The following is a 26,215-nucleotide window of genomic DNA, read 5'->3' as shown; positions in this document are numbered from 1 at the left end:
CTTTTCTTAGTGTCCTTTGGTAAATAAAGATGCCGCGCCAATAATCGCAGCATGCTCTTGATATTGACCGATCTGAACATCAAAATCCGCCAATACTGATTTATCCGGAAAAATACGATCCCAAGCCTTCACAATATTACCCCCAATTACAAAAGACTTACAATCATGCTTCTGACTAAAGAAGTTCATGAAGTGTAATAGGTGCTCCTGATATTCTGAAAGTAATTGGGAAACCTCTGTACTTTCCCCGTGTTTTTCAAGGATCTCTCTTAAACCACTCTCTTTTAAGCCGCTTAACTCCTCAAATCTTTTTACAAACCATCTCGTCACAAGATATTCCTCATAGATGGAATCACGGTAAGCTGTATTCCAAAGGTCTGCATCAAATGCTTTGTCCCCTTGATTCCATACCGAACTCCCTAATCCTGTTCCAAGGGTTATCCCTAAAATCCGCTCTTTATGCTCCAGTCCACATCCAAAAACCTCTCCTTGTAAGAAGGCCGCAGCGTCATTGATAAATAATATCTTCAAATCTGCTTGACCTAAACCTTCTAAAATAGGTGCAGTTACTTCCAGGTTATAAATGCTATCGTATTTGGACTGCCCTTTCATTAAGGCAATTCCTTTTTCATAATCAAATGGACCTGGCGCTGCAATTCCGATGTTAACTACTTTTAAATCAGTCTTTTCTAAGCAAGACTTCATATTCGAAGTCCAGTCATGAAAAATCGATTTAGCATTTTCCAACGAATTTACATGCGAGCGAGTGATGGTCTCGTTTAAAATTTTCCACGTATCTTTCTCCACAATTGCAGATGTGATATGGGTTCCGCCAATATCACACGAAAGAATATAATTGCTATTCTGCATTCTTTAAATAGGCCTTATATTTTAATAAATGGTCAGCTATTACTAGGGCTGCCATCGCCTCCACAATAATAACTGCCCGAGGTACTACACAAGGATCATGACGGCCTTTACCGGAAATACTGGTTTCATTCCCTTCAGCATCAATGGTGCTCTGATCACGCATGATCGTCGCAACGGGTTTAAATGCTGTCCGAAAGGTAATATCCATTCCATTGGAGATCCCGCCTTGAATTCCTCCTGAAAAATTGGTTATTGTTTTTATCTCATCTTCTTGATTGATGAAAATATCATTATGCTCTGAACCAAACATCTTTGAACCCTCAAACCCTGATCCATACTCAAATCCATGAACAGCATTGATGCTCATCATAGCTTTGGCAAGGTCAGCGTGTAATTTGTCAAAAACTGGCTCCCCAAGTCCTACCGGAACTTTGCGGATGACCGTCGAAATTACGCCTCCAACAGTATCTCCATTCTTGCGAACCTGGTTGATAAATTCCTCCATTTCTGAAGCACTCGCCGGATCAGCACATCGTACAATGTTATTCTCACGGATTTCCAATAATCTAGAAAGATCCTTAAGATCAAGATTTGGAGAATCAATGTTACCTACAGACGAAACATGGGCAAATATTTCGATTCCATATTGTTTTAAAAATAACTTGGCGATTGCGCCAGCCGCAACACGTGCCGCAGTTTCTCGAGCTGAAGAACGTCCTCCACCGCGATAATCACGAATACCATACTTTACCTGATAGGTATAGTCAGCATGTGATGGCCTAAATTTATCCTGAATATGGGAGTAATCCTTGGAGCGTTGGTCCTCATTAGGAATCACAATGGCAATGGGCGTGCCTGTGGATTTTCCTTCAAAAGTTCCCGATAAGATTTGCGCAGTATCACTTTCCTTTCGTTGAGTGGTGATTTTGGATTGTCCTGGACGTCGCTTGTCTAATTCCGATTGAATAAATTCCTCGTCAATTTCAACTAATGACGGACATCCATCTACTATCACCCCAATCGCCTTTCCATGTGATTCCCCGAAAGTGCTTATCTTAAATAAATCTCCAAAAGTATTTCCTGCCATAATTCGATAATGCCCGTAAATATATAAAAATTGATAATAAGTTTGATTAGCTTGCCAGAATATTATTTTTCTGAAATCTGAAAGCCTTGCTCTTCTAAATGCTGCCAAAACATCGGATAGGATTTCTCTACCACATTTGGCTCTTCTATAATAACCTCGCTAAAGACTAACGCTAATGGCGCGAATGCCATCGCCATCCGATGATCTTCATAGGTCGCAAATGTTAAGTTCCCAGGATCTTTTACCTTCGCCGTTTTTAAATGGTAGGTTTCCCCGTCCGCTATCAACTCTGCGCCAAATTTGCCAATCTCAGTCTGTAAGGCTAAAATCCGATCAGTTTCCTTAATTTTTAATGTTTCTAATCCTGTAAAGGAAACATCTTTCTTCAATGCCGAAGCTATGACAACAACCGTCTGTGCTAAATCAGGACATTCCTTGAAATCAAATAAGGTCTTTTCAGAACCTGTATCCACTCTTCTTAGGTGTAAGCCGTCGGATTCAAAACTGGATTCTACTCCAAAATGAGTCATTATTTCAACAATTGCCATATCTCCCTGCAAACTACTTTCCTTTAGTCCCGGTAATACGATATGGCCATCCTTGGATAATGCCACTATCGAATACCAATAAGAAGCTGCACTCCAATCGGGTTCTACATAAATGGTAGAGGCTGTAAATGGCTGTTTTGTTATTTGAATTTTATTTTCTGTAAACTCATACTGAATTCCACATTCCTTCAACATCTCCAAGGTCATCGTAACATAAGGCCTCGAAGTCAATTCTCCTAGTATGTTGATGGTTAATCCTTTTTTTAAGGATGATGCAATTAATAGGAGTGAGGATATGTATTGGCTACTGATATTTCCTTGAATTGAAATCTGTTCCTTTCCTTGAATCATTCCACCTTCAATTTTCAATGGAGGATAGCCAACTTTGTTTTCATAATGAATGTCTGCACCTAAGTCTTTCAAGGCATCAACTAGGATACCAATAGGTCTTTGTTGCATTCTTTCAGTTCCAGTCAGAATAAAGTTGCCTTTTATTAAATTCAGGTAGGAGGTCAGGAAACGCATAGCTGTTCCTGCAGGACCAATATCAATTGTTGTAATCGCTGAATCTGCGTTGCTAGCTTGGTTTAAAGCTGCATTTAGGGTTACTGTATCTGCTGCTTCAGAGAGGTTTTCTACTTGTACAAGCCCTTTACTCAATGCTCTGATAATAAGAGCACGGTTGCTCTCTGATTTGGAACCAGTAAGCTGAACCGTGCCTTTAATCTTGTGCGAAGGATGGGTTAAAATTAAGCTTTTCGCCGTCATTCTTATGCCTCCGCAACCGGTTTAGTGTTCATAACCTCGTTTTGCTTACGAATCGACTCGTTATGCAACAACTCTAAATATTTTGTCGTGAACTCTTCACTTAAGTTTAATGCTTTCGCTAATTGAATACGTTTTTGAACAATCTCATCCCAACGGTTAATCTGAAGGATAGTAACGTTGTTATCTCTCTTGAATTCACCGATTTTCTCAGCAATCTTCATTCGGTCTGCAATCTGCTTGATGATTTGATCATCCAATTTGTCAATTTGACCACGTAATTCTGCTAATTTATCTTCAAACGCTGGGTTATCTGATTCTGGCTTACGAACTGCAACGCTATCCAATAATTCTGCTAAGGCAGCAGGAGTAACTTGTTGTTTCGCATCTGTCCATGCTACAGATGGATCAATATGTGATTCAATAATCAATCCTTGCATATCCATATCCATTGCTTTTTGCGTTACGTATGGAATCAATTCACGATTACCACAAATATGGCTTGGGTCATTGATGATAGGTAATTCTGGTGCAATAGCTTTTAATTGAATTGCGATATCCCACATTGGCTCATTACGGAAAGCAGTTTTCTCGAAAGAAGAGAATCCACGGTGAATCGCCGCTAATTTCTTGATTCCAGCTCTGTTTACACGCTCTAAGGCTCCAATCCATAAGGATAAATCTGGGTTAACCGGGTTTTTAATCAATACGGGTACATCAACACCTTGCAACGCGTCTGCAATCTCCTGTACCGTGAATGGGTTCGCCGTTGAACGAGCTCCAATCCATAAGATATCAATCCCTGCTGCTAAAGCCTCCTCAACATGCTTCGCCGTCGCTACTTCTGTCGCTGTCAATAATCCAGTCTCCTCTTTCGCTCTCTTCATCCACTCTAATCCAATGCTGCCAATACCCTCAAATTCCCCTGGACGAGTACGTGGTTTCCAAATGCCCGCACGTAAAACATTCACCTTTCCAGTGTTCGCTAATAAATGTGCAGTAGAAACTAATTGCTCTTCTGTCTCAGCACTACAAGGACCGGCAATGATTAATGGTTTATCTCCGGTGTCTAACCAAGATTTTAATGGAAGAATGTCTAATGAATGTTTCATCGTATTTTTTTTTGATTATTTACTTAATTAATTATGTTGATTTAGATTTTTTCGTTCTTTAAGTACTCGCCCATGATACTGAAGTTCACCGTATGCTTAAGGACTTTTCTTATCGCAGCATCATAGTCTGCTTGCTTTTTCCATTCCACATCGACATAGAAATCATATTCGTTTCTTCTGCCTACAACGGGCATGGATTGAATTTTACTGAGATTTACATTCTGCTCAGCAAAACATTGCAATACCATCGCTAAGGCCCCGATAGCATGGGAGGTTTGGAAGGAAAGAGAGGCTTTGTTCGCATTTTTCTGTTCCTCCAACTCGTTCGATAGAATCAGGAAACGAGTGGAATTCTTTTTGTTGGTTTCAATTCTCTTTTCTAAAATTTCTAACCCATATAGTTTGGCTGCTGCCTCACTTGCAATTGCTGCCGTCTGGGTTAATTTTTCATCCAAGATCTTCTTCGCACATGCTGCAGTATCCATTCCTTCCTTGATGGTCCATTCTGGATGATCACTTAAAAACTCATCACACTGACGGATCGCAATAGGATGTGACTCTACAAAATGAATATCCGAAAGCTTTACCCCAGGTAAGGCTAATAAGTGTTGCTGTATATTCAAATGAACCTCACCAATGATATGAAAGCGGTAATCCCTGAGTAAATTGTAGTTCGGTAAGATACTCCCTGCTATGGAATTCTCAATCGCCATCACTACATAATCTGCCTTGCCTTGTTTTAGTAAATCACAAGTCTTTTTAAAGGATGAGCATTCAAGGGTCTCTATTTCTTTTCCAAAATATTTGAAAGCTGCTTCTTCATGAAAGGAAGCTTTAACTCCTTGGATGGCAATCTTTATTTTCTCACTCATTGTTTGTCTTCTAATGCTTTTATATTGTCAATAAAAAAGGTCCCAAACTTTTCAGCTGGGACCCCTTAATATTTTCTAAATACCATATACTAGTCCCAGCTCTTATCTTTAAAATAAAAGAACCAAAAGTTGATATATGTATATTGTTTGTTCATTTCCCTTGTTATTGTTGTCAAATATAGAACTTCTTTAATTAAGTGCAAAATATTTTTTAAAAAATATTGTTTTTGTGCGTAAAATATGTGAAAAAATAAGGTAAAAAACATCGAAAAATAACGTGAAAAATAACCTAAAAAATGATGAAAATAATCGAAAAAATTTACTTATTATTTCAGTAAAACCAGTTATTACGCATTTAATGGTGCTTTTTGTGTTATTTGTAGTCAAAAAAATAGGAATAAAAAACACTAAAAATATGATGAAAAAACACGTAAAAAATAGACCTAAAAAACAATTGAAAATAATATTAAAAACGAGGTGAAATGTTCGAAAATCGATAATATTTTGTTGTTCTTTTCTTAATGAAAGCTTAATAAAATGTTTCATTTCATGATGATAAATGGAAAAGGATATATTTGTACTCTTTCTGAAGAGTGAAAAATATATGTTCTATATTCTAATTTCTGTTCTCTGTTCGGTGACTGTAGCTATTATTATTAAGCTAGCACGACAACGTGGAGTAAATTATCTGCAATTGTTGGTTTGGAACTACCCAGTTGCTCTTTTGCTGACTTATTTCGTCCTAAAACCTCAAATCATTCCCTGGACATCAAATCTTCCTTGGAATCTATATTTACCCTTAGGTTTTCTATTGCCATTTATCTTTATCTGTTTGGCACTATCCATTCGCTTTGGTGGAATCGTAAAAACGGAGGTCGCTCAGAGATTGTCCTTGTTTATACCCCTCCTTGCTGCTTACTTCTGGATGAATGAACAATTTGAATCCAAAAAATTTATTGGTATTGCCCTAGGTCTCCTGGCAATTGTGTTTTCGATAGGCTGGAGTAAAAACAATAAGTCGGAAGGTAAGAATACGTGGATTTATCCCTTGCTGGTATTTTTTGGAATGGGAATCATCGATATAATATTCAAGCAGATTGCTCTTCATACGCAGATTAGCTACATGTCTTCTTTATGGATTGTCTTTACCTTAGCATTAGGATTTGCCCTTATTTTTCTTCTTTATTTATTGTTTATTAGAAAGGAAACATTTGATAAGAAATCCTTGTTATATGGTGCTATTCTCGGAATTTTCAATTTCGGTAATATCGTGTTTTATATGAAAGCACATAAGGCACTTCCTGATAGTCCATCCCTAGTGTTTACAGGAATGAATATCGGAGTAATTGCAGTAGGTGCAATTGCCGGAGTACTACTATTTAAGGAGAAACTTAGTGTTTACAATAAAATAGGGTTATTTTTGGCCATTATTTCAGTTTTATTAATTGCATTGCTGTGAGTTTATTTGAAGATACATACCAAACTATTGAATTTCCTGCCGAAGGTATTTTTAGGGACAAAGGAAGTAAGTTTATCGCTTATGCCTATCCCTTCAAAGATGAGGCAAACCTGAAAGATATTATTGCCGATCTAAAATCCCAGCACCCTAAAGCCAGACACCATTGTTATGCCTATAGACTAAGCCCTGACCGTTCAGTTTTTAGAGTGAATGATGATGGTGAACCTTCCGGTACTGCCGGAAGACCAATCCTGAATGTACTGCTCTCCATGGATGTAACCAATATTCTAGTGGTAGTCGTTCGTTATTTTGGAGGTACCTTATTAGGAGTGCCTGGATTGATCAATGCCTACAAAACAGCAACCCAGGATGCTTTGGCAAATGCTCAAATTGTAGAAAAAACTGTTAATGATGTTTATGAATTAAAATTCGATTATTTACAGATGAATGATGTCATGCGAATCGTTAAAGAAACGGACTTAGGAGTTTTAAGTCAAGATTTTGATACGAATTGTAAAATTACTTTTGAAATCCGTAAATTACAAGTAAATGAAGTGATCGGGAGAATGGAGAAGATTGAGGGGGTAGAGATCAATTACTTGCGAACCATATGATTAACGATTCTGAACTAATTATTAATTCCGATGGAAGTATTTACCATTTGAATTTATTGCCATCTGATATTGCTGATACCATTATTTTTGTTGGTGACCCTGACCGTGTTCCTGAAGTATCCAAATACTTTGATAATATCGAAATAAAAAAAGGTAGACGCGAATTTATTACCCATACTGGCTCCGTAAATGGAAAACGGATCACCGTTGTTTCCACCGGAATCGGAACGGATAATATAGATATTGTCCTCAATGAATTGGACGCCTTGGTCAATGTTGACCTTAAAACCAAAACCTTAAAGCCCGAAATCAAATCGTTGGATATTATCCGAATCGGAACATCCGGTTCCATCCAAGGGAATATTTCAATGGGAACTGTTCTCGCATCTGAATATGCCATAGGTTTTGATACCTTAATGCAATACTATAAAAAGCCCTATACCCAACCCGAAGTAGAACTTCAGGAAGCTGTAATCAACCATTTTAAAGGACTTACCTTCAAACCATATATCGGTAGAGCATCCCAAAAACTTCTCGATAAATTTGCCTTCGACCTTCCTAAAGGTATTACCATGACCGCCCCAGGATTCTATGGTCCACAAGGTAGAAATGTCAGATCCAATAATACCTATCCCGACCTGATCAAAAACGCCAATAGCTTCAATATCGAAGGACGTAATATCACAAACCTCGAAATGGAAACCGCAGGCATATATGCCTTAAGTAATATGTTTGGTCATCACGCAATTTCAATCAATGCCATCCTTGCCAGCCGAGTGAATGAATCTTTTAGCAAAAACCCACAGGAAATAGTTGATAAAGCAATTAGGATGGTGATTAGTCGCATAGGCCAGTAAATACCAGGATTTTCCAGGATAAACATGATTTGAGGATGGGCCATGAGCTGAAAGAAAGTGAAACGGCTTATTGGAGTACTTAATATGGTATGGTGGGAGTTTGAATCGAAAATTTGAAACGGCTTATTGGAGTACAGAATGTGGTATTTTGGGAGTTTGAATTGAAAATTTGAAACTGCTTTTTGGAGAACGTAACTTAATATGATTGGAGCTTGAAATGGAGAATTGGATAGGGAGGAAGAATAGTTATTATTTAACCTAATCGTAACTTGTTTTCATTTATTGTTGATTTATTTTCCGGTATTTTTAGTTGTTATATTTATTGATAGCAACGAATTGGAAGATGAAGTATCCTATTGAAAATTATAATCATTTAACAGATTTAACAGGTAGGATTATTGGCTGTGCGATGGAGGTGCATCGGACTTTGGGAGGAGGTTTTCAGGAATTGATTTATCAACGCTGTTTGGCGATAGAGTTGAAGAGCCAGAATATTGCATACAAGCGTGAAATGGAAATGACCATTATGTATAAAAACACCAAAGTAGGAACTAGGAGAGTTGATTTTTTTGTGGAAAATAAAATTATGGTGGAACTCAAAGCCTTAAGTAGCTTGGAAAACTTGCATCTCGCTCAAGCCAAAAATTACCTCGAAGCCTACAACGTAAATATTGGTTTACTCATTAACTTCGGAAATACCCGACTAGAATTCAAACGTATCTACAACAAAAACTTCAATATCAATTCCGAAAACAGTTAGTCAAAAAAAATGCAATTAATCCCCACTCAAACTTTATCTATCCCCCAATATTCCAATTCAACATTTCCTTCACTCAAGTAGTAATATCCAAATTACTCACCCAAATTACAGCATTTATTTTTTTGGTTTCACATTCCGGTTTCACATTCAGATTATCCCGCAAACCAATACCCCGTTTCACATTTCTACTTTCAAATTCCCCGTTTCACATTTCCGTTTCACATTTTCCTTTCAAATCTTGGCCAATCCTCAAATCCTCCTTTCCTGGTCAAAAGCCCACCCCACCGATCCCTTTCCTTGCGGAGTCGAATCTCAACAGAATAAATAGTAAAATAGTAAATGACCAGAGCGATGACCCTCCATAACTAATAAATGGAAGCGGAATCCCAATTACAGGTACTATACCTATTGTCATCCCTATATTGATAAAGAAGTGGAAGAAGAGGATAGAGGCTACGCCATAGGCATAGATTCTGGCGAAGGCAGTTCTTTGGCGTTCTGCGATATTCACCAATCGAACCAATAGCGCGACATAGAGTGATATCAGCACTACGGATCCGACGAATCCCCATTCTTCACCGACCGTACAGAAAATAAAGTCGGTACTTTGTTCTGGAACGAAATTGTATTTGGTTTGAGTTCCTTGTAGGTAGCCCTTACCAAATAATTGACCCGAACCAATGGCAATCATGGACTGGTTTAAGTTGTAACCTTGACCTTTAGGGTCGTCCATTTTTCCAAGGATAATATCGATACGATTTCGCTGATGCGGTTGTAGGATATGTTCGTAAGCAAAGTCAACGCAGAGGATATAAACGCTGGACACCACGAATAAGATGGCCATATTGATAAGGTTCTTACGTTTCTTACGCATCATAAAGGCGAAGAAACCACAAACCAAGGCAAGTATTCCTATCAGGATCCACTGATTGACCAGAAGTGCCAATACAAATAAGAAGATTGCCAAACCACCGATGATCAATAATCCGGTACTGACATAACCTTCTCTATAGAATACAAATACCAGGGAGAAGAAGGCAAGTGCAGAACCTGTATCGGGCTGCAACATAACCAAGGCCACTGGAAATAAGACGATACAAACACCGACGAACAGTGTCTTCATATTGGGGTTTTTGTTGGTTTGGTTACTGAGGTAATAGGCCAACAAAAGACAGGTTGCTAGTTTTCCAAATTCGGAAGGCTGGAGCCTGAAGCTTCCCAAGGGAATCCACGCCTGGTTACCACCTACATTTCTTCCGACCACCAGTACGGCGACCAGCAGGAGGATAACCACAATGTAGATAATAGGGGCGGAGGATATAAAAAACCGCGAGTCAATAATCAGAATACAGATTCCAATGATTAATGCCGTGAAGATATAGATGGATTGTTTACCATAGTTTGTCGCCAAGTTGAACAAGCCTGGGTTTTCAGGGTCATACACTGCAGCATGGATATTGAACCATCCTATCAGACATAGTGCAAGCCATAATCCAATGGTCAACCAATCAATTCGTCCAAAAAAACTTTTCTTATGCAAATTATTCATGGTTCCTTCTCACTTGACTATGATGAACTAATACGCCTGAATCTTCATTTTTCTTTGGTGAAACCGCTGCCGTGCGTACAGTTTGTGTTTTGGCAGAATTGCTCTTTGTACTATCCTTTTTGATACTATCTTCCTTTTTTACTTTTGGTTTTGGCATTAAGTTGCCATTGTAGATTCTATCCTGAATGTACTTCGGTAGGGAAATGGTATCCTTCAGATATTTCTCTACCATCATACTTGCAATCGGTGCCGCCCATGTACCACCATAACCTGCGTTCTCTACGAATACGGCAATGGCAATCTTCGGATTATCACGAGGGGCAAAGGCAAAGAATACAGCATGGTTCTCGCCATGTGGGTTTTGAACCGTTCCGGTCTTACCACACATCTCAATGCCCGCAATCTTGGAAGCTGCTCCCGTTCCACCTTGGTTCACGGCTTGGCTCATCCCTTCAATTACAGGTTCATAATATTTGGCATCAACACCGGCAAAAACCTTTTCCGTGAATTCTTCCTTCACAATCTGTTTCTCACCAATACCTTTGATTAGGTGCGGGCGATAGTAGAATCCGCGGTTTGCCACAATAGCCATAATATTAGCCATCTGCAAAGGAGTAATCCCTAACTCTCCCTGACCAATTGATAAGGAAATATTAAAGCTTGAACGCCAATTTCCACTGCCGTATCGTTTGGTGTAAAAATCTGATGTTGGGACCAATCCTGGTTTTTCACCTGGTAGATCAATTCCTAATTTATGACCTAAACCAAATTTCCCTAAAGCTTCTTTCCATAGGTCGTAGGCTTTAGGACCACTCATGCCCCTGGAATCGATCATTTTCGCATAGACATACCCATAATAGGTATTACATGACATTTTGATGGATTTAACTAATCCTGTTGCACCATCGACGTGGGTACAGCGCATAATCGCACGACCGCCGCCATAACGGTAACCACCCGGACAGTAAAATATCGTTTGGTCATTGATCACACCTGCTTGTTGTGCTGTCAATGCTGAAACAACCTTAAATACAGAGCCCGGAGGATAGGATGCCTGAATAGGACGGATAAACATTGGTTTAGTCTCATCATTCAATAACTTCATATAGTTATTCCCTAATTCCCGACCAACCATCATATTTGGATTGTAAGAAGGACTACTTACAAAACTTAAAATCTCACCTGTAGAAGGTTCAATGGCAACAACAGAACCAAGTTTATTCTTCATCAGCTTTTCAGCTAGAATCTGTAAATCCTTGTCTAAGGAAGAAACTAGTCCATCTCCCGTTACCGCCAAGGTATCGTATTTACCTTCCATGAAACTACCTTGAGGCCTATTCAGGGCATCGACCATCTGGTTTTCAACCCCTCGCTTTCCTCTTAATAGTTCCTCATAGGCACGCTCGACCCCTGATGCTCCAATATAATCTCCAGGACGATAAAATCCATTGGACCTTTCGATATCTCGATCATTTACCTCTTGGATATAACCTAGAAATTGTGCCGCAATACTATCCGGATAACTTCTGACAGTCCGGTTCAAAGGATAAAATCCCCGGAACTTATAAAGATGCTCTTGGAACTTTGCATAGACGGTTGAAGATACTTGCTTCATGAATTGTGAAGCACGGTATGGAGAATGAGCTTTGGCCTTCCTCATCCGAACATTGAAATCAACAGTGTCAATCCCCAATAAATCACAAAGTAAAAGGGTATCCAAATCCTTTACCTCCCTGGGAGTAACCATGATATCATAGACTGGTTCATTTTGAACCAGTACCTTGCCATTTCGGTCCAAGATAACTCCACGCGCAGGATAAATGATTTTCTTACGCATGACATTGTTATTGGCGGATAGTAAATACTTATCGTCAATAACCTGTATGTAAAATAGCCTTGCAACAATAACTAAGGCGATTGCAATAAAAATTCCTTGAATAACGAACTTACGGTTGAAATAACTATTGTTCATGTGAATAAGACCGTAATTATTAATTACTTAATAAGCGAGATTTTCTTTTATAAATCAGTATACTAATCAATATGATTAACAAGATAGTAAAAATACTGCTTAATAATATGCTGAGTAAAGTGCTTAAGTAGTTTGAGAAACTAAAATATTCAACGTGTAGCAGAACGATGTGGTGAATCAATGTTCCTATCGAAATATAAGATAGAAACCATTTCGCACCCATATTTCCCAAGGATGGTGTCTCAAAGGAATTCTGAACATCCACATCTAAAGTAATGCGATGAAAGAAAATCCTATACCAGGCCAAGGCTACACAAGCAGCGGCATGAACCCCAATGGAGTCATAAAATGCATCTACCGTCAATCCTGTCAAAAATGCTAGGACGTATAATACGAAATTGGGTGTCCCGATCGGCAATAGAAAGATGATCAGGATATATGGAAATGGCGTTGCTAAGTTGTAATACCCAATATTCTTGAATAATACCACTTGCATTGCAATCAATACAATAAATCGAATTATATTAAAAATAACCAGTCTACCCATCGTTATCCTCCGTTACTGATTCTAGTTGATTTTTTTCATTCTCCAATAAATCCTTAACCACATACACGTGGTTAAGATTACTGAAATTTGTTCTTAACTTAATTTTGATGTCCAAAAATGAACCCCCGGAACTAATTCCAGTTTCTTCAACAGAACCAATCTCGATGCCTTTCGGAAATAAGGAAAATCCCGACGTGTACACCTTCTGACCTTTTTTTACCTTAATATGGTTTGGAATATCCTTCACAATCGCAAACTGCGGATTTGAAGTATTACCCCATACCAAGGACCCAAACACATTGGCGGTGTCCAAGGTCACGGATACTCTGGTATCCGGATGTAATAAAGATTGAATCGTACTGAAATGAGGAGAAACATTCAAGACAATACCAACGACCCCATTAGAGGTAATAACTCCTAATCCCTTTTGAATTCCTGCGATGGAACCCTTGTTGATTGTTATGAAGTTACTCTTTTGGTGAATACTATTGTTGACCACTTCCGCCATGGTAAATTGATATCGATCCATTTCAATGGAATCATTGATTTGAACGGAATCAAGCGTATCTGTCAATAAATAATGTTGTAATTGCTTGCGAAGCTCTGAATTTTCTAAAGCTAGGTTCTTGTTTGTTTCTTCAAGCGCCAAATAACTTTTCCAGGAATTTAGTTTGTCATAGAATGAACCAACTACCACATTCGAAGAGTTGATAAAGGCCGAACGTTGGTATCTGTTGTTTTGGACAACAAGTAGGAGAGAAGCAACAAAAAAAAGAATAAACCAAAAAAAGGCATTGTATCTAACCAAGAAAAGCCAAAGGTTCTTCATTATTGTTCTCTGTTAATAGTTACGCGATATAACATATTAAGAATGCTATATCGCGTAATAAATATTTTTTTAATTATTTGTTACTGCATTAAGAACTTGAAACGACCGATGTTCTTAAGCGCAATTCCAGTTCCTCTAACTACTGCACGTAGAGGATCTTCTGCAACGTGAACAGGAAGTTTCGTCTTAGCTTGAATACGTTTGTCTAAGCCACGAAGTAAAGCACCACCACCTGTTAAATAAATACCTGTTTGGTAAATATCCGCAGATAATTCCGGTGGAGTAATCTCCAATGCCTTCAAAATCGCCTCTTCAATTTTTGAAATGGATTTATCTAAACAGTGTGCAATTTCTGTATAGGATACAGTAATTTGCTTTGGAATACCAGTCATCAAGTCACGACCTTGAACAGCAAAATCCTCAGGTGGATCTGTTAATTCCGGTAATGCAGCACCAACCTCGATTTTGATTTTCTCCGCTGTGCGGTCACCAATCATAATGTTGTGCTGACGACGTATATATTGAACAATATCTGAATCGAAGTTATCTCCTGCAACACGAATGCTCTGGTCACAAACTATCCCTGATAAAGCGATTACGGCAATCTCCGTAGTACCTCCACCAATATCGATAATCATGTTTCCTACAGGCTCCTCAACGTCAATCCCAATCCCCACGGCTGCAGCCATAGGCTCATGGATTAAGTAAACCTCTTTCGCACCAGCAATTTCTGCCGAATCGCGAACAGCACGCTTCTCAACCTCTGTAATCCCCGAAGGAATACAAACAACCATACGTAAGGATGGAAAAAACCAACTCTTTCCTTTAGTGATAAGTTTTACCATTCCTCGAATCAAGTGCTCCGCAGCCGTAAAGTCTGCTATTACACCATCACGAAGTGGCCTAACCGTTTTTATATTGTCGTGAGTTTTACCCTCCATCTGCATCGCTTGACGACCAATGGCAATTACCTTGTTCGTCGTACGGTCAAATGCTACTATTGAGGGCTCATCTACTACTACTTTATCATTGTGAATGATGAGGGTGTTAGCTGTTCCCAAGTCTATTGCAACTTCTTGCGTAAACCAATTAAAAAGACCCATTTAAATGTGAAAGTATTATTTGTAATTTAATTGCAAACCTAATGAAAAAAAATGGTTTTTTATGAAAGCATTATTTATAAAAAAACATCTTTTCCTAATGAAAATATGGAAAATTTCAAATTCGTAATTGACAACGTATTTGCACCTATTTTATTGTATTGAAGTGCCAATATAATAGTTATATGTGTCAACTTTGAAATTTTCTTTGGTCAACCCTTCCAACCTCATGATCTTGAAATTTTCCGTCGGTTTGATTAACATCCTTTTTCCATCTTTGTCAAATATATGAACCGGCATATCAAAGCCCTTAACCTCCGATATCCAACGAACCATAAATACTCCTGGCGAATTTTGAATCACCTCCAATGTAGGAATACTCGTCCTTTGTACATATTGCTCAAATGTCTTAGCTAAGTTAATGCCAGATTCCTTGCTCATATAATTTAATATGTCGTTGTAGTCTACTGTTTTATGATAAAACTCTTTATTTATCCCTCTAAGTAACTTCAACCAGGTTTCATCATTATCTATCATCGTGCGGATCATGTTATGTAACACACCACCCTTATTGTACATGTCTCCTGAGCCTTCTTTATTGACATTGTAAGGGCCTTGGATTGGAAGGTCATTTTGAATGCCACGACGGTTGCCATTTACATAGGCCTGACTAGCTTCCTTACCATAGAAAAAGTCAATAAATAATGCTTCTGAATAATTCGTGAAACTTTCATGAATCCACATATCTCCAAGGTCTTTCGCCGTGATGTTGTTTCCAAACCACTCATGCCCAGATTCGTGAACCACAATAAAATCCCACTTCATTCCCCAACCTGTTCTCGACCCATCATTTCCTAAATAACCGTTCTGATATTTGTTTCCATAGGCTACCGCACTTTGATGCTCCATTCCTAAATGTGCTGTCTCAACTAGCTTATAGCCGTCCTCATAAAAAGGATAAGGTCCAAACCAATGTTCAAATGCCTTTAAAGTCTCGTTTGCATTTTTCTTTAAATGGTCAATTTTGGAAGCATTCTCTTTTAATACATAATAATCTACGCTTAAAGGTCCTTTTTCACCAGGGTATGTTTCTTTGAAATGGGTGTAATCTCCAATATTCAAGGCAACATTATAATTGTTGATGGGATTTTCAACGCGCCAATGGTATTTAGTATAGCCATCTTTCAGGCTTTCAGTTTTAACCAATCTACCATTTGAAACATTCATTACTCCTTTGGGAACTGCTACCGAAATCAACATGCTGTTTGCCTCATCGGATTGATGGTCTTTATTAGGCCACCATACACTTGCTCCCAATCCTTGACATGCTGTAGCAACCCAAGGTTTACCATTGCTGTCTTTTTTCCAGTCAAAACCGCCATCCCAAGGTGCACGTGTCGCCTGGATGGGATGCCCTGAATAGAACACCTTGAAGGAGTCTATTTTCCCTTTTTCAATAAAATCTGGGAATTCTACAAAGACCGCATTATATTCCCTACTAAAAGGTAAACTCTTGCCCTTGTATTCTACTTTATCAACGGAAAGGTTGTCAAATAAATCAAATTGTAGCTTGTTAAAGCGTTCTACAGCTTGGAATTTGAATAAATTACTTCCCGATATAAACTTCTGATCAATATCTACCTTAACGTCCAAATGATAATATTGCACATCATAACAGGTTCGGAGCGGTGTTAATTCTCCTCGTAATGAATCCGCCTTATTATAGATTTCTTTTGCCTTCATCAATTGGGCATGTGTCAACTGACTTGCCGAACATAATAACAGACCAAGAAAAATTGATTTTACTTTTAACATAATAGGTTATATAATGTGGGTTAGTTCTTTTTTTGATTAAAATAATTTTCAATCTGGCTGAGATCAAAGGCATTTAAACATTCATCTTTGCTTAAACCACCTTTTCTACCTACGTAAACACCATATTCCATGTCCAGAAAACCTTCCTTCCGGTGAGCATCTGGATTGATGGATAATAATACGCCTTTTTCTAAGGCATATTGGTGCCATCTCCAATCAAGATCCAAGCGCAATGGATTGGCATTGATTTCTATGACGACCTTATTGGCAGCACAGGCATCGATGACTTTTTTGAAATCCAATGGATAGCCGGCCCTTGATAATAATAAACGTCCGGTTGGATGTCCCAAGATTGTAGTATAAGGATTCTCAATAGCCTTGATAATTCTTTCTGTGGCCTTGTCCTGATCCATTTTTAAATTGCTATGGATGGAGGCAACCACAAAGTCAAACTTGGTAAGGATTTCATCGGGATAATCCAGGGATCCATCCGAAAGAATGTCTGATTCTATCCCTTTGAAGATTTTGAAAGGGGCTAGTTTCTTGTTCAATTCATCTATTTCCAGCCACTGTTGTTCTAATCTTTCTACAGATAATCCATTGGCATAAACCGCAGTTTTGGAGTGATCGCAAATCCCAAGGTATTCTAATCCTAATTCTTCCTTACAATATAAGGCCATATCCTTCAATGAATGCACACCATCACTATAGGTCGAGTGATTATGCAATGAACCCTTCAGATCCTCATAGCGGATTAACTTGGGAAGTTTATTTTCTTTGGCGAGTTCAATGACCTTGCCACTCTCACGTAGTTCGGGTTCAATATATTCCAAGCCTAGGGAAGCATAGATCTCTTGCTCGGATCCCAGCTCTTGGATTTCGCCAATGACCTCTAATTGTTGGATATGTTCTGAAGAACCTGTACTGATCAATAATTGCTGGGCAAAAGATTTTTCATCCGTGATAATCACCTCAAATGGAATTCCATTCTCATCTTTGAAGGTGATTCTATGGTTTTCTTTATTAACGTCAAATTCGTTATCCAAGGCTTTTACCGCTTGCTGAACAGCTGTGGATTCTGCAGCAATCAATAGCTCAACATGCTGAAGGACTTCTGACTTCCGTCTATAATCTCCTGTGAAACTGATGGCCGCTAATGGTAACTCCTTTTCAAAATGCTGGAGAACCGAAAGGGCAGAAGGCATAACTTTGGCAAATAAAAACCAACCTTGATTGGCAATGGAAAATTCGATGGCTTTTTTGATATCTTCCTGCGTTTTTAATCCAAATCCCTTTGCTTCGATCAACCTGTTCTCATTACAAGCATAGTATAATTCACCTACTGATTCTATTTCTAGATCATTCCAGATTACTTGGATTTTTTTAGGACCCAACCCTTTGATCTTCAGCATCTCCAAAATGCCTTCAGGAGTCTTGGCGACTAATTTTTCCAATTCAGGAAAAGTTCCGCTATTCACCACTTGCATGATTTTTTCTGCTGTGCTTTTGCCAATATTTGGCTGCTCACTAAGGGTTTCTAGATCTGATTGACTTGCCGAAAAGGGCAGTTTGTCAATACGAAATGAGGCAGAGGCCATAGCTTTGGTCCTAAAAGGATTCTCATTATACAACTCCATCAACTGTGAACACAATTTAAATACTTTAGCTATGTCTTTATTTGTCATAATTTCCTTCTTTCTTGTGGGATATCAAAAATAGGAAATTGAATCGAGACATTGACCAAAAGACTGCCGAGTAAAGTCAATTCTGAAGGGAAGAGTTGAAATCATAAAAAAATCCTGAGCTGGGGAAGCTCAGGATTTTTACCAAACCAATTATTAACCTAAATTATGAAATTATATACTCTAATTACTCTTTTGCTTTTCTTTGATATTAAAACGCCATGCATTTCACTTTCGTATATGGAGTGCCCAGTGTTAACATTTTTTAACTTAAGATGCAATGTCCCCCGTTCAGAAGACTTTTAAGCCAAGGTATTTCTAACAAAACCTAGTTTACTAGGTAGGGGCAAAATAAAAAGCCCTTTCGGTTGGAAAGGGCTTTTTAAGATATTTTTGTTTTTAAGCTTGTTTTACTTCTTCTTCCTTGACAATAGGTTCAGATTCCGGTCTGTTGTATTTTTGAATAATCAAACGGATACCTGAGTTTTTAGTCAAGAACTTAATCGACCAGTTTACAAAGGTTACTAATCTGTTTCTAAATCCAAAAATTGAAACCAAGTGGACAAACATCCAAGTCATCCAAGCGATAAAGCCTTTCAGGTGTAAGCTTCCCATATCCACAACGGCTCTATTTCTACCAACGGTAGCCATCGATCCTTTGTCAAAATATTTGAAGTTTTCTGTTTCTTGTTTGTTCAGTTTGTTCATAATATGTTTTGCAACATATTTTCCTTGTTGCTGCGCAACAGGGGCAACACCTGGTAAACCTCTAGGGTTTTCATCGGTAATCATGGCCGAAACGTCTCCAATTGCATAAACATCTTCCTCACCTTCAACCACACATTGCTCATTGGTTTTGATACGGTTACCGCGTTGAATGATTTCTGGGTTAATACCTTCTGGCATCTGACCCATTACTCCAGCACCCCAAATCACCGTTTTTGTCGGGATCTTTTCTCCTGAGGATAGAGTTACTGTATTTCCATCGTAATCCGTTACAACGGTATCCAAGATGGTTTTTACACCCAATTCATGTAAATATCGCTCAGCATCACGTGAAGATTTTTCAGAAAGTGCACCTAGGATCTTTCCGGTTCCTTCAACTAAAAATACCTTCATCTCGTATGTTGATAATTCAGGATAATCCTTTTTCAACATATGTTGTTGATACTCTGCAATCGCTCCAGATAATTCAACTCCTGTAGGTCCACCACCTACAACCACAAAGTTTAAATAACGCTCCCTATCCGATGCATTCTTTCTTAATACAGCCTCCTCTAGATTCTGTAATAAATAACTACGGATATTTAATGCCTCAATGATGTTTTTCATTGGTAAAGAGTATTTCTCAACTCGTTTGTTGCCAAAAAAGTTGGAAGTAGCTCCTGTTGCAATAACTAAATAATCGTAATCATAATCTGCTACCGAAGTGTGAACCATTTTGTTCTTGCTATCAATGCTTAATACTTCGGCAAGACGAAAACGGAAATTCTTCTGATTTTTGAACATTTTCCGCAATGGAAACGAAATAGAATCGGATGCTAAGGTTCCTGTGGCAACCTGATACATCAATGGTTGAAAAGTGTGGTAGTTGTTACGGTCTATCAATAGAACTTCCACCTCTTTGTTTTTCAGCTGGCGAGCCAATTCAACCCCTCCGAACCCAGCTCCAATAATGATAACTCGGGGAAAGTTTCTTTCAGAACGATTTAGTAACATAATACTTCCTTGTTATAAGAATTTTAAAATAAGGCACAAATATCTGACATTTTCTTGCATATTTTATCAATTAATTACATTAATTTGAGATAAAACATGAAATTGATGTTTAAACTCATGCTATTCTTCTTGTTTTCAACAAGTTAAATATTGCATACTAAGTGTATTTAGTACACTATAATTTAGCCTATTGTAAACTTCCTTTAATTTTTACGGTCAATCCGTTATTCATTTCTGTCAATCTCAGTTGGCAGGCTAACCTGCTATTATCATCCGCATCGGGGAGGGTATCCAGCATATCCAGCTCCTGATCTTCCGCCTGCGCTAAATTTTCCATTCCCGAAAGTACCTCTACATGACAGGTCGCACATAAAGCCATACCTCCACATGTCGCCAGTATTTCATACTCCGAGGCCTTCAGGATTTCCATCAAACTCAAGTTGACATCCGTGGGAACCATGACTTCCTGCATTGTTCCATCCCGGTCCTCTACATTTATTGTAATGATATTATCCATGTTAGAATGCATTGATGCCGTTTACAGTTGTGTATTTAAAACTTAGTTTTTGCTCCGGATAAACATATTTAAAAGCACTTTGGACCATTAAGGCCGCTTCGTGATATCCACAAAGGATTAGCTTTAATTTTCCCGGATAGGTGTTGATATCACCGATGGCATAAATGCGTTCCACATTGGTTGAATAATCAAATGTATCCACCACAATGGCATTTTTATCAATGTTCAATCCCCAATCTGCAATGGGTCCTAGTTTCGGACTCAATCCATAGAGCGGAATGAAATGATCTGTCTGTACAACAATTTCCTCTTTACTTTTGTTTGTCATAAGTACAGATTCTAAATGACCATTCCCGTTGAGACTCTGCAAGTTATGGGATAGTAAAAGGTTGATTTTACCAGCTTTTGCCAGGTTGTAAACCTTCTCCGCAGAGTCTGGTGCTCCTCTGAAGCTATCACTGCGATGGACCAAAGTCAGCTCGCTCGCAATATCACTCAAAAAGATCGTCCAATCCAAGGCAGAGTCTCCACCGCCCGCAATAACGATCCGTTGATCTCTGAATTGCTCGGGATTGCGAACCATATAGTGAACATTTTTACCTTCAAAATTGGCTAGGTTCGCCAATTCAGGTTTTCTAGGTTCAAAGCAACCTAAGCCACCTGCAATGACAACAACTTGGCAATGAATCTTCGTCCCTTCTGAACCCATTACTATATAGGAACCATCCTCCTGTTTTTGAAGCCCATCAACACGTTCACCTAAGCTAAAAGTAGGCTGAAAAGGTTCTATTTGTTTCATTTGATTGTTGATCAAATCTTGCGCATTGATGCTAGGGTAACCCGGAATATCATAGATCGGTTTATGTGGATATATTTCTGATAATTGTCCTCCAACCTGTGGCAGAACATCGATAAGATGGCAACGCATCTTTAATAAACCTGCTTCAAATACCGCAAATAATCCTACGGGACCTGCACCGATTATGCATATATCTGTTGTGATCATATCTATTTGGTTTCTAAATTTTTATAAATCGTATTTAATATTCTTGTAAAGTCTTGAAAATCTTCATCAGACAGATTCTCCCAAGCCTTCATTCGAAATTCCTTCACCATGGGAGCTAACTGTTCCACCTGTTGTTTTCCACTGGCCGACAATTGGATATGTAAGCAACGACGATCGGAAGGATGCTCTACCCGCTGGGCATAGCCCTTCTTTATCAGCAAATCAACTATCCTAGTCATGGTTGGCTGATCCTTCCCACATTGATCCGCCAGATCTTTATGGGTTAAATCCTGATGTTCATATAAGGTCTTGAGCACAGACCATTGATCAACCGTCAAATCAATTCCATGATTTGTGAATGAAGATTGAGCAAATTGTTTCACCCTTCTCGCCGTTCGGTCTAGTATGAATGAGTATTGATTGAATTTTTCCTTTAGCATAACAACTATTAGTATGACAAGTAAATTTATGAATTCTTTGGTTATTAAAAGAATTCATCGAAAAATATTACAAGCAGATGCATTTTATCTGACTTTTCCTTGTTGTTCTAAATCATGGTTCAGAAGCATATTAATTCTAAAGAAATACAGGATAAATTCGCTGTTTTACCGGACCTTCTTCGGACCTTCTTCGGAGTTTTGCCGCATCTTGTTCGAATTTTTTCGGAGGAACTCCCTAGGAGGCCCGGAGAAACTGCGGCGGATAGCAAAATTTGATTAGGACTTGAAAGGAATGAATATGGAAACTGTTGGTTGGGGAGTGAATAGTAAAATTTGGAACTGAAAGGAAATCAGTTATTTAAATGAAAGGTTAATATTCAATTATTATTAGATAACATCGGATAATAAAATTGTCTCCTTCGGGCGTAATTTTATCTAAAATTTAAACCTATGCAAGTATTAGTCTGTAAAGAGCCCTCTGAGTTTGAGTACATTGAGGAAGATTGTCCTGTAGTTAGACCTGGATATAGTCTATTAAAAGTGCAAGCCATTGGTATATGTGGGACGGATTTGCATGCTTATGATGGTAGTCAACCTTTCTTTCAATATCCACGGGTTCTGGGGCATGAAATCGCAGCAGAAATAATAGCTACGGAACATCCTGATTTTAAGTCCGGTCAGCTTGTTACTTTCTTACCATATTTTAATTGTGGTCATTGTTTTGCCTGTCAATCGGGAAAAGAAAATTGCTGTCAGGAGTTATCGGTATTTGGTGTTCATGTCGATGGAGGAATGAAGGATATTATTCAAGTTCCGAATCAGTATCTGGTTGATGCGAACGGTTTAAAAAAGGAAGAATTGGCCTTGGTAGAGCCTTATTCTATTGCACTTCATGCGGTGCGACGCTCTGGACTGGTACCTGAAGAAACGGCAGTAATAGTAGGTGCTGGACCTATTGGTATCGCAGCAGCTACCTTTGCTTTTTTATCAAATGCCAATGTTCTTGTCATCGATATTAATGAGGACCGCTTAGAACTCTGCCGGAAGATGTTGCCCGATGTGGATATCTGGAATGTTCGCTCTGGGGATGTAGAAGAAAAAATAAGTGAGTTTAGTCAAGGAAGAATGGCGAATGTGCTGTTTGATGCTACCGGAAATTTAGATGCTATCAACTCCAGTTTTTCATACTTGGCTCATGCTGGCAGATTTGTTTTGATTGGTTTGCAGAAAGGGAATATCAGTTTTAATCATCCTGAGTTCCATAAAAGGGAAGCAACCCTAATGAGTAGCAGAAATGCCAATCGGAAAGACTTTGAGGATGTCATCGCCTTTATGAAATCAGGTAAACTGAACTTTCAAGATATTATTACCCACCGGATTCCTTTTAGTCAATTGGCACAAGAGTTCCCGAATTTGTTGAATCCGGAAAATAAAGTTTTAAAAGCACTGGTAGAATTCTAATCGATATTTTTATATCTAAATACCTTTCATTATGAAATCTAAAATAACAAGTACAAAAAAAGCATTACTTCTAACCGGAATGTTTCTTTTGCTATTGCAATTTAATGGCTTCAGTCAAGTCACGGAACGTGAAATACCCAAAGAATGGGACAAGTTAGTTGAAGGCGGACGATTCCGAGATTTGTTCTTACCCATGCATGGTAGTAAAAAGCAAAAAGTAGGTAATTGGGGAGCGGATGCGGTGAAGAATAGATATGTGGACAATGGGATAGAAGATAAAACGAATTCCTATTGGGGTGGCAATATCAAATTTGCAGATGGGAAGTATCATCTATTTGTTTGTGGTTGGCCGGAATCATCCAGCAAAGGTCATATGGCATGGCCAGAATCCATTGTTTACCATACTGTAAGTAAAGATATCAATGGGCCTTACAAAATCGTTGATACCATTGGGAAAGGACATAATCCTGAAATTTTTCAAGCCAAGGATGGTTCCTATATCTTGTATGTGATTGATGGTTCCTACCGATCCAAAAGTTTTAATGGTCCTTGGGTTTATGAAAAGTTAAGTTTTGACAAGCGAGATAGACCAATTATTGAGGGTTTGACTAACCTGACTTTTGCAAAACGCGAAGATGGCTCCCAATTAATGGTTTGTAGAGGCGGAGGGGTTTGGTTTAGTGAGACTGGCAGTAGTCCTTATCAACAAGTTTCAAATCAACGGGTATATCCGTCAGTAGAAGGGAAATTTGAGGATCCAGTAGTATGGAAAGATCAGATTCAATATCATTTAATCGTGAACGATTGGTTAGGAAGGATAGCCTTTTATTTAAGGAGTCCGGATGGTATCAATTGGGTAACTGATCCCGGACAGGCTTATACAATTGGGATCGCAAAACACAAGGATGGAACCTTGGAAGATTGGTTCAAATATGAACGGTTAAAAATTTTTCAGGATGATTTAGGTCGTGCTATTTCTGCCAATTTTGCTGTCATTGATACCATAAAATGGGATGATAAACCCAATGATAAATACAGCTCCAAAAACATTGTTATTCCATTGAGAAAACCACTTCTTTTGGAGTATTTGAATGCTGGGTTACCGCAAGACAATGAGGAGATTCGAATTTTGGTCAAATCAGAAAAAGGATTCAATGCGGCTAAGGATTTGGACCTTGCCAGCTTAAGATTTGGTGCGAATGATGCGGTCAACTATGGAGCAGGGAGCAAAATTTTGCGGACTGAGAAAACAAAGGATGGGCTCATATTGGTTTTTGACAGCAAAGATCATCAATTAAAACAGGATGAATTTGCACCAAAGCTTTTAGGAAAGAACAAAAAAGGCGGTTTAGTTTTTGGTTACACACGTGTGCCATGGGCTCAGTATGAGAAAGGGATTTTGAGTGCTCGGAAACCAATCATTGAAACGAAAAATTCGCAATCTCATGCTCAAGTTATCTTGGAAAACTTTGGAACGCGTGCAAGTAAAGCTGCTACGGTTCAACTTTTTCAAGTGAAAGATGGGAAAAGAAAATTGCTTGGAGATTCAAAGTTTGATTCGATTCAACCCTATGCTAAGCTGAAAGTTGAAATAAAGCTCATTGATCACGAATCCAGCAATGACTTCCTCCTGGTTATTGATGAGCCCGGTAGTAAAATCAATGAATGGTCTTTTAAGCTAAACGATTAAGAGCATATTGTGGAAATGAAGCTTGGGGATTGAATAAGATGTACTAAGCTTCATTTTTACCTATCAATCGTTCCTTAAACTGTCTGGGTGTAATACCCTTAATGGATTTGAAAATTTTATTAAAATTAGAAAGGCTTGAAAAACCACAATCATAAGCCACATTGCTGATTAGATTATCATTTTTCATGATTTCCTGACAGGCTATGCTTATTCGAGTTTCATTCACAAATTGGATGAAACTTTTTTGTGTTCTAGCTTTAAAGAACCTACAAAATGCTTGTTTGGTCATATTTGCCATTTCAGCGGCCTCATCCAATTTAATATCCTTGTTATAATTCTCCAATACAAAGCGGATGATATGGTCGATTTGATTTCCTTTAAACTCTTGTGAGGAGTATCGGTTTCTATAGGAAGAGCTGGAGATATACTGAAAATCCTCTGTTTTGATCAGCAGATTCAAGAGTTGTAAAAAGTAAATGGTTCTTTCCAGATTTTCGGCCTCATTGATGGCGAATAATAACTTGGTCAATTGGGCTTTACTTTTGCCGGTAAAAATCACACCTCGTTCCATTTGGTTGAAGAAACTTCTGATCGTATGGGTTTCCTGAAATTGCTCTAAAATCTGGAGACATTTCTCCACATCAATAAAAAGCGTAATGGATGTTGCTTGCTTTTCATCGGGCTGGCTTGGTTGATTTGAATACCAAACATGTGGAAGATTGGAGCCCAATAATGTTAATTCATCCTTTTCGAAGTTTGAGATGTTGTCTCCTATAACTCGTTGACCACTACCTTCTTGGATGTAGTTAATTTGAATTTCTTTATGAAAGTGAAAATTTGTGGAAAACAATTGATCGCTAAAGTGTCGAAATTTATACACTTCATTATCAAGCTGACTTAATATGCGGTCAAATTTGGGCTTCATGTTTTGAATTAAATAGGTG

At 38.4% G+C, this 26,215-nt stretch carries 23 protein-coding genes; 6 read left to right on the top strand and 17 right to left on the bottom strand.

What is annotated here, in order from left to right; all coding sequences use genetic code 11:
- Positions 1–6 precede the first annotated feature (6 nt).
- From ACF3OC_RS14485 to ACF3OC_RS14465, 5 genes are all read right to left on the bottom strand, one after another.
- Positions 7–870 (bottom strand): ROK family protein, encoded by an 864-nt coding sequence (locus tag ACF3OC_RS14485; protein WP_392469578.1) that lies wholly within the window; start codon positions 868–870, stop codon positions 7–9.
- Positions 860–1,957, bottom strand: a complete 1,098-nt coding sequence (aroC, locus tag ACF3OC_RS14480; protein ID WP_392469576.1) for a chorismate synthase — start codon at positions 1,955–1,957, stop codon at positions 860–862. The genes ACF3OC_RS14485 and aroC overlap by 11 nt, the downstream gene beginning before the upstream one ends.
- Positions 1,958–2,019: 62 nt before the next feature.
- The gene (gene aroA, locus ACF3OC_RS14475) at positions 2,020–3,273 is read right to left on the bottom strand and encodes a 3-phosphoshikimate 1-carboxyvinyltransferase (RefSeq protein ID WP_094256102.1); all 1,254 of its coding nucleotides are present in this window, start codon (positions 3,271–3,273) and stop codon (positions 2,020–2,022) included.
- Positions 3,274–3,275: 2 nt separating this feature from the next.
- Positions 3,276–4,382, bottom strand: coding sequence for a chorismate mutase (locus ACF3OC_RS14470; RefSeq protein WP_094256101.1), 1,107 nt, complete (start codon positions 4,380–4,382; stop codon positions 3,276–3,278).
- A gap of 41 nt (positions 4,383–4,423) precedes the next feature.
- Positions 4,424–5,254 carry a prephenate dehydratase gene (locus ACF3OC_RS14465; protein ID WP_094256100.1) on the bottom strand — a complete coding sequence of 277 codons (831 nt, stop codon included), beginning with the start codon at positions 5,252–5,254 and terminating at the stop codon, positions 4,424–4,426.
- 559 nt (positions 5,255–5,813) lie between these two features.
- Here ACF3OC_RS14465 and ACF3OC_RS14460 point away from each other — a divergent pair.
- The 4 genes from ACF3OC_RS14460 (at position 5,814) to ACF3OC_RS14445 (ending at position 8,944) form a co-directional block, all read left to right on the top strand.
- The gene (locus tag ACF3OC_RS14460; RefSeq protein ID WP_318271347.1) at positions 5,814–6,713 is read left to right on the top strand and encodes an EamA family transporter; all 900 of its coding nucleotides are present in this window, start codon (positions 5,814–5,816) and stop codon (positions 6,711–6,713) included.
- On the top strand, positions 6,710–7,327 hold the full coding sequence (locus ACF3OC_RS14455; protein WP_094256098.1) for a YigZ family protein: 618 nt from the start codon (positions 6,710–6,712) through the stop codon (positions 7,325–7,327). Before ACF3OC_RS14460 ends, ACF3OC_RS14455 begins: the two co-directional genes overlap by 4 nt.
- Positions 7,324–8,184, top strand: coding sequence for a nucleoside phosphorylase (locus tag ACF3OC_RS14450; protein ID WP_094256097.1), 861 nt, complete (start codon positions 7,324–7,326; stop codon positions 8,182–8,184). The genes ACF3OC_RS14455 and ACF3OC_RS14450 overlap by 4 nt, the downstream gene beginning before the upstream one ends.
- A gap of 343 nt (positions 8,185–8,527) precedes the next feature.
- The gene (locus tag ACF3OC_RS14445) at positions 8,528–8,944 is read left to right on the top strand and encodes a GxxExxY protein (protein WP_094256096.1); all 417 of its coding nucleotides are present in this window, start codon (positions 8,528–8,530) and stop codon (positions 8,942–8,944) included.
- A 268-nt stretch (positions 8,945–9,212) separates the two neighbouring features.
- On the opposite strand, the gene rodA is transcribed toward ACF3OC_RS14445, so the two are convergent.
- The 11 genes from rodA to ACF3OC_RS14390 all read right to left on the bottom strand — a co-directional run bounded on the left by rodA (position 9,213) and on the right by ACF3OC_RS14390 (position 22,120).
- The gene (gene rodA / locus ACF3OC_RS14440) at positions 9,213–10,493 is read right to left on the bottom strand and encodes a rod shape-determining protein RodA (RefSeq protein ID WP_392469572.1); all 1,281 of its coding nucleotides are present in this window, start codon (positions 10,491–10,493) and stop codon (positions 9,213–9,215) included.
- Positions 10,486–12,465 (bottom strand): penicillin-binding protein 2, encoded by a 1,980-nt coding sequence (gene mrdA / locus ACF3OC_RS14435; protein WP_392469570.1) that lies wholly within the window; start codon positions 12,463–12,465, stop codon positions 10,486–10,488. Before mrdA ends, rodA begins: the two co-directional genes overlap by 8 nt.
- A 19-nt stretch (positions 12,466–12,484) precedes the next feature.
- Positions 12,485–12,961, bottom strand: coding sequence for a rod shape-determining protein MreD (locus tag ACF3OC_RS14430; protein WP_392469568.1), 477 nt, complete (start codon positions 12,959–12,961; stop codon positions 12,485–12,487).
- 43 nt (positions 12,962–13,004) lie between these two features.
- Positions 13,005–13,841: a rod shape-determining protein MreC gene (gene mreC, locus ACF3OC_RS14425; RefSeq protein ID WP_392469567.1), complete on the bottom strand. Its 837-nt coding sequence runs from the start codon at positions 13,839–13,841 to the stop codon at positions 13,005–13,007.
- Positions 13,842–13,921: 80 nt separating this feature from the next.
- Positions 13,922–14,944, bottom strand: coding sequence for a rod shape-determining protein (locus ACF3OC_RS14420; RefSeq protein WP_094256091.1), 1,023 nt, complete (start codon positions 14,942–14,944; stop codon positions 13,922–13,924).
- A 150-nt stretch (positions 14,945–15,094) separates the two neighbouring features.
- Complete coding sequence (locus tag ACF3OC_RS14415; RefSeq protein WP_392469565.1) at positions 15,095–16,756, bottom strand: M1 family metallopeptidase; 1,662 nt, start codon at positions 16,754–16,756, stop codon at positions 15,095–15,097.
- A gap of 20 nt (positions 16,757–16,776) precedes the next feature.
- Positions 16,777–18,441: a helix-hairpin-helix domain-containing protein gene (locus tag ACF3OC_RS14410; RefSeq protein ID WP_392469564.1), complete on the bottom strand. Its 1,665-nt coding sequence runs from the start codon at positions 18,439–18,441 to the stop codon at positions 16,777–16,779.
- A 396-nt stretch (positions 18,442–18,837) separates the two neighbouring features.
- Positions 18,838–20,157, bottom strand: coding sequence for an NAD(P)/FAD-dependent oxidoreductase (locus tag ACF3OC_RS14405; protein ID WP_392469562.1), 1,320 nt, complete (start codon positions 20,155–20,157; stop codon positions 18,838–18,840).
- Positions 20,158–20,344: 187 nt separating this feature from the next.
- The gene (locus ACF3OC_RS14400) at positions 20,345–20,674 is read right to left on the bottom strand and encodes a 2Fe-2S iron-sulfur cluster-binding protein (RefSeq protein WP_392469560.1); all 330 of its coding nucleotides are present in this window, start codon (positions 20,672–20,674) and stop codon (positions 20,345–20,347) included.
- Position 20,675: 1 nt separating this feature from the next.
- Positions 20,676–21,680, bottom strand: a complete 1,005-nt coding sequence (locus ACF3OC_RS14395; protein ID WP_392469558.1) for an NAD(P)/FAD-dependent oxidoreductase — start codon at positions 21,678–21,680, stop codon at positions 20,676–20,678.
- 2 nt (positions 21,681–21,682) lie between these two features.
- The gene (locus ACF3OC_RS14390) at positions 21,683–22,120 is read right to left on the bottom strand and encodes a MarR family winged helix-turn-helix transcriptional regulator (protein ID WP_392469556.1); all 438 of its coding nucleotides are present in this window, start codon (positions 22,118–22,120) and stop codon (positions 21,683–21,685) included.
- A 450-nt stretch (positions 22,121–22,570) separates the two neighbouring features.
- On the opposite strand from ACF3OC_RS14390, the gene ACF3OC_RS14385 reads away from it, so the two are divergent.
- The gene (locus ACF3OC_RS14385) at positions 22,571–23,581 is read left to right on the top strand and encodes a zinc-binding alcohol dehydrogenase family protein (protein WP_392469554.1); all 1,011 of its coding nucleotides are present in this window, start codon (positions 22,571–22,573) and stop codon (positions 23,579–23,581) included.
- Between the two features lie 31 nt (positions 23,582–23,612).
- A complete protein-coding gene (locus ACF3OC_RS14380) occupies positions 23,613–25,271 on the top strand; it encodes a glycoside hydrolase family protein (protein ID WP_392469552.1) in 1,659 nt (552 codons plus the stop codon).
- A gap of 43 nt (positions 25,272–25,314) precedes the next feature.
- Here ACF3OC_RS14380 and ACF3OC_RS14375 read toward each other — a convergent pair whose 3' ends face one another.
- Positions 25,315–26,196, bottom strand: coding sequence for an AraC family transcriptional regulator (locus ACF3OC_RS14375; RefSeq protein ID WP_392469551.1), 882 nt, complete (start codon positions 26,194–26,196; stop codon positions 25,315–25,317).
- Positions 26,197–26,215: the final 19 nt, after the last annotated feature.

This window comes from Sphingobacterium cellulitidis (genome assembly GCF_043187465.1).
Classification (GTDB): domain Bacteria; phylum Bacteroidota; class Bacteroidia; order Sphingobacteriales; family Sphingobacteriaceae; genus Sphingobacterium; species Sphingobacterium cellulitidis.
This window is presented reverse-complemented; position numbering and strand designations above follow the sequence as displayed.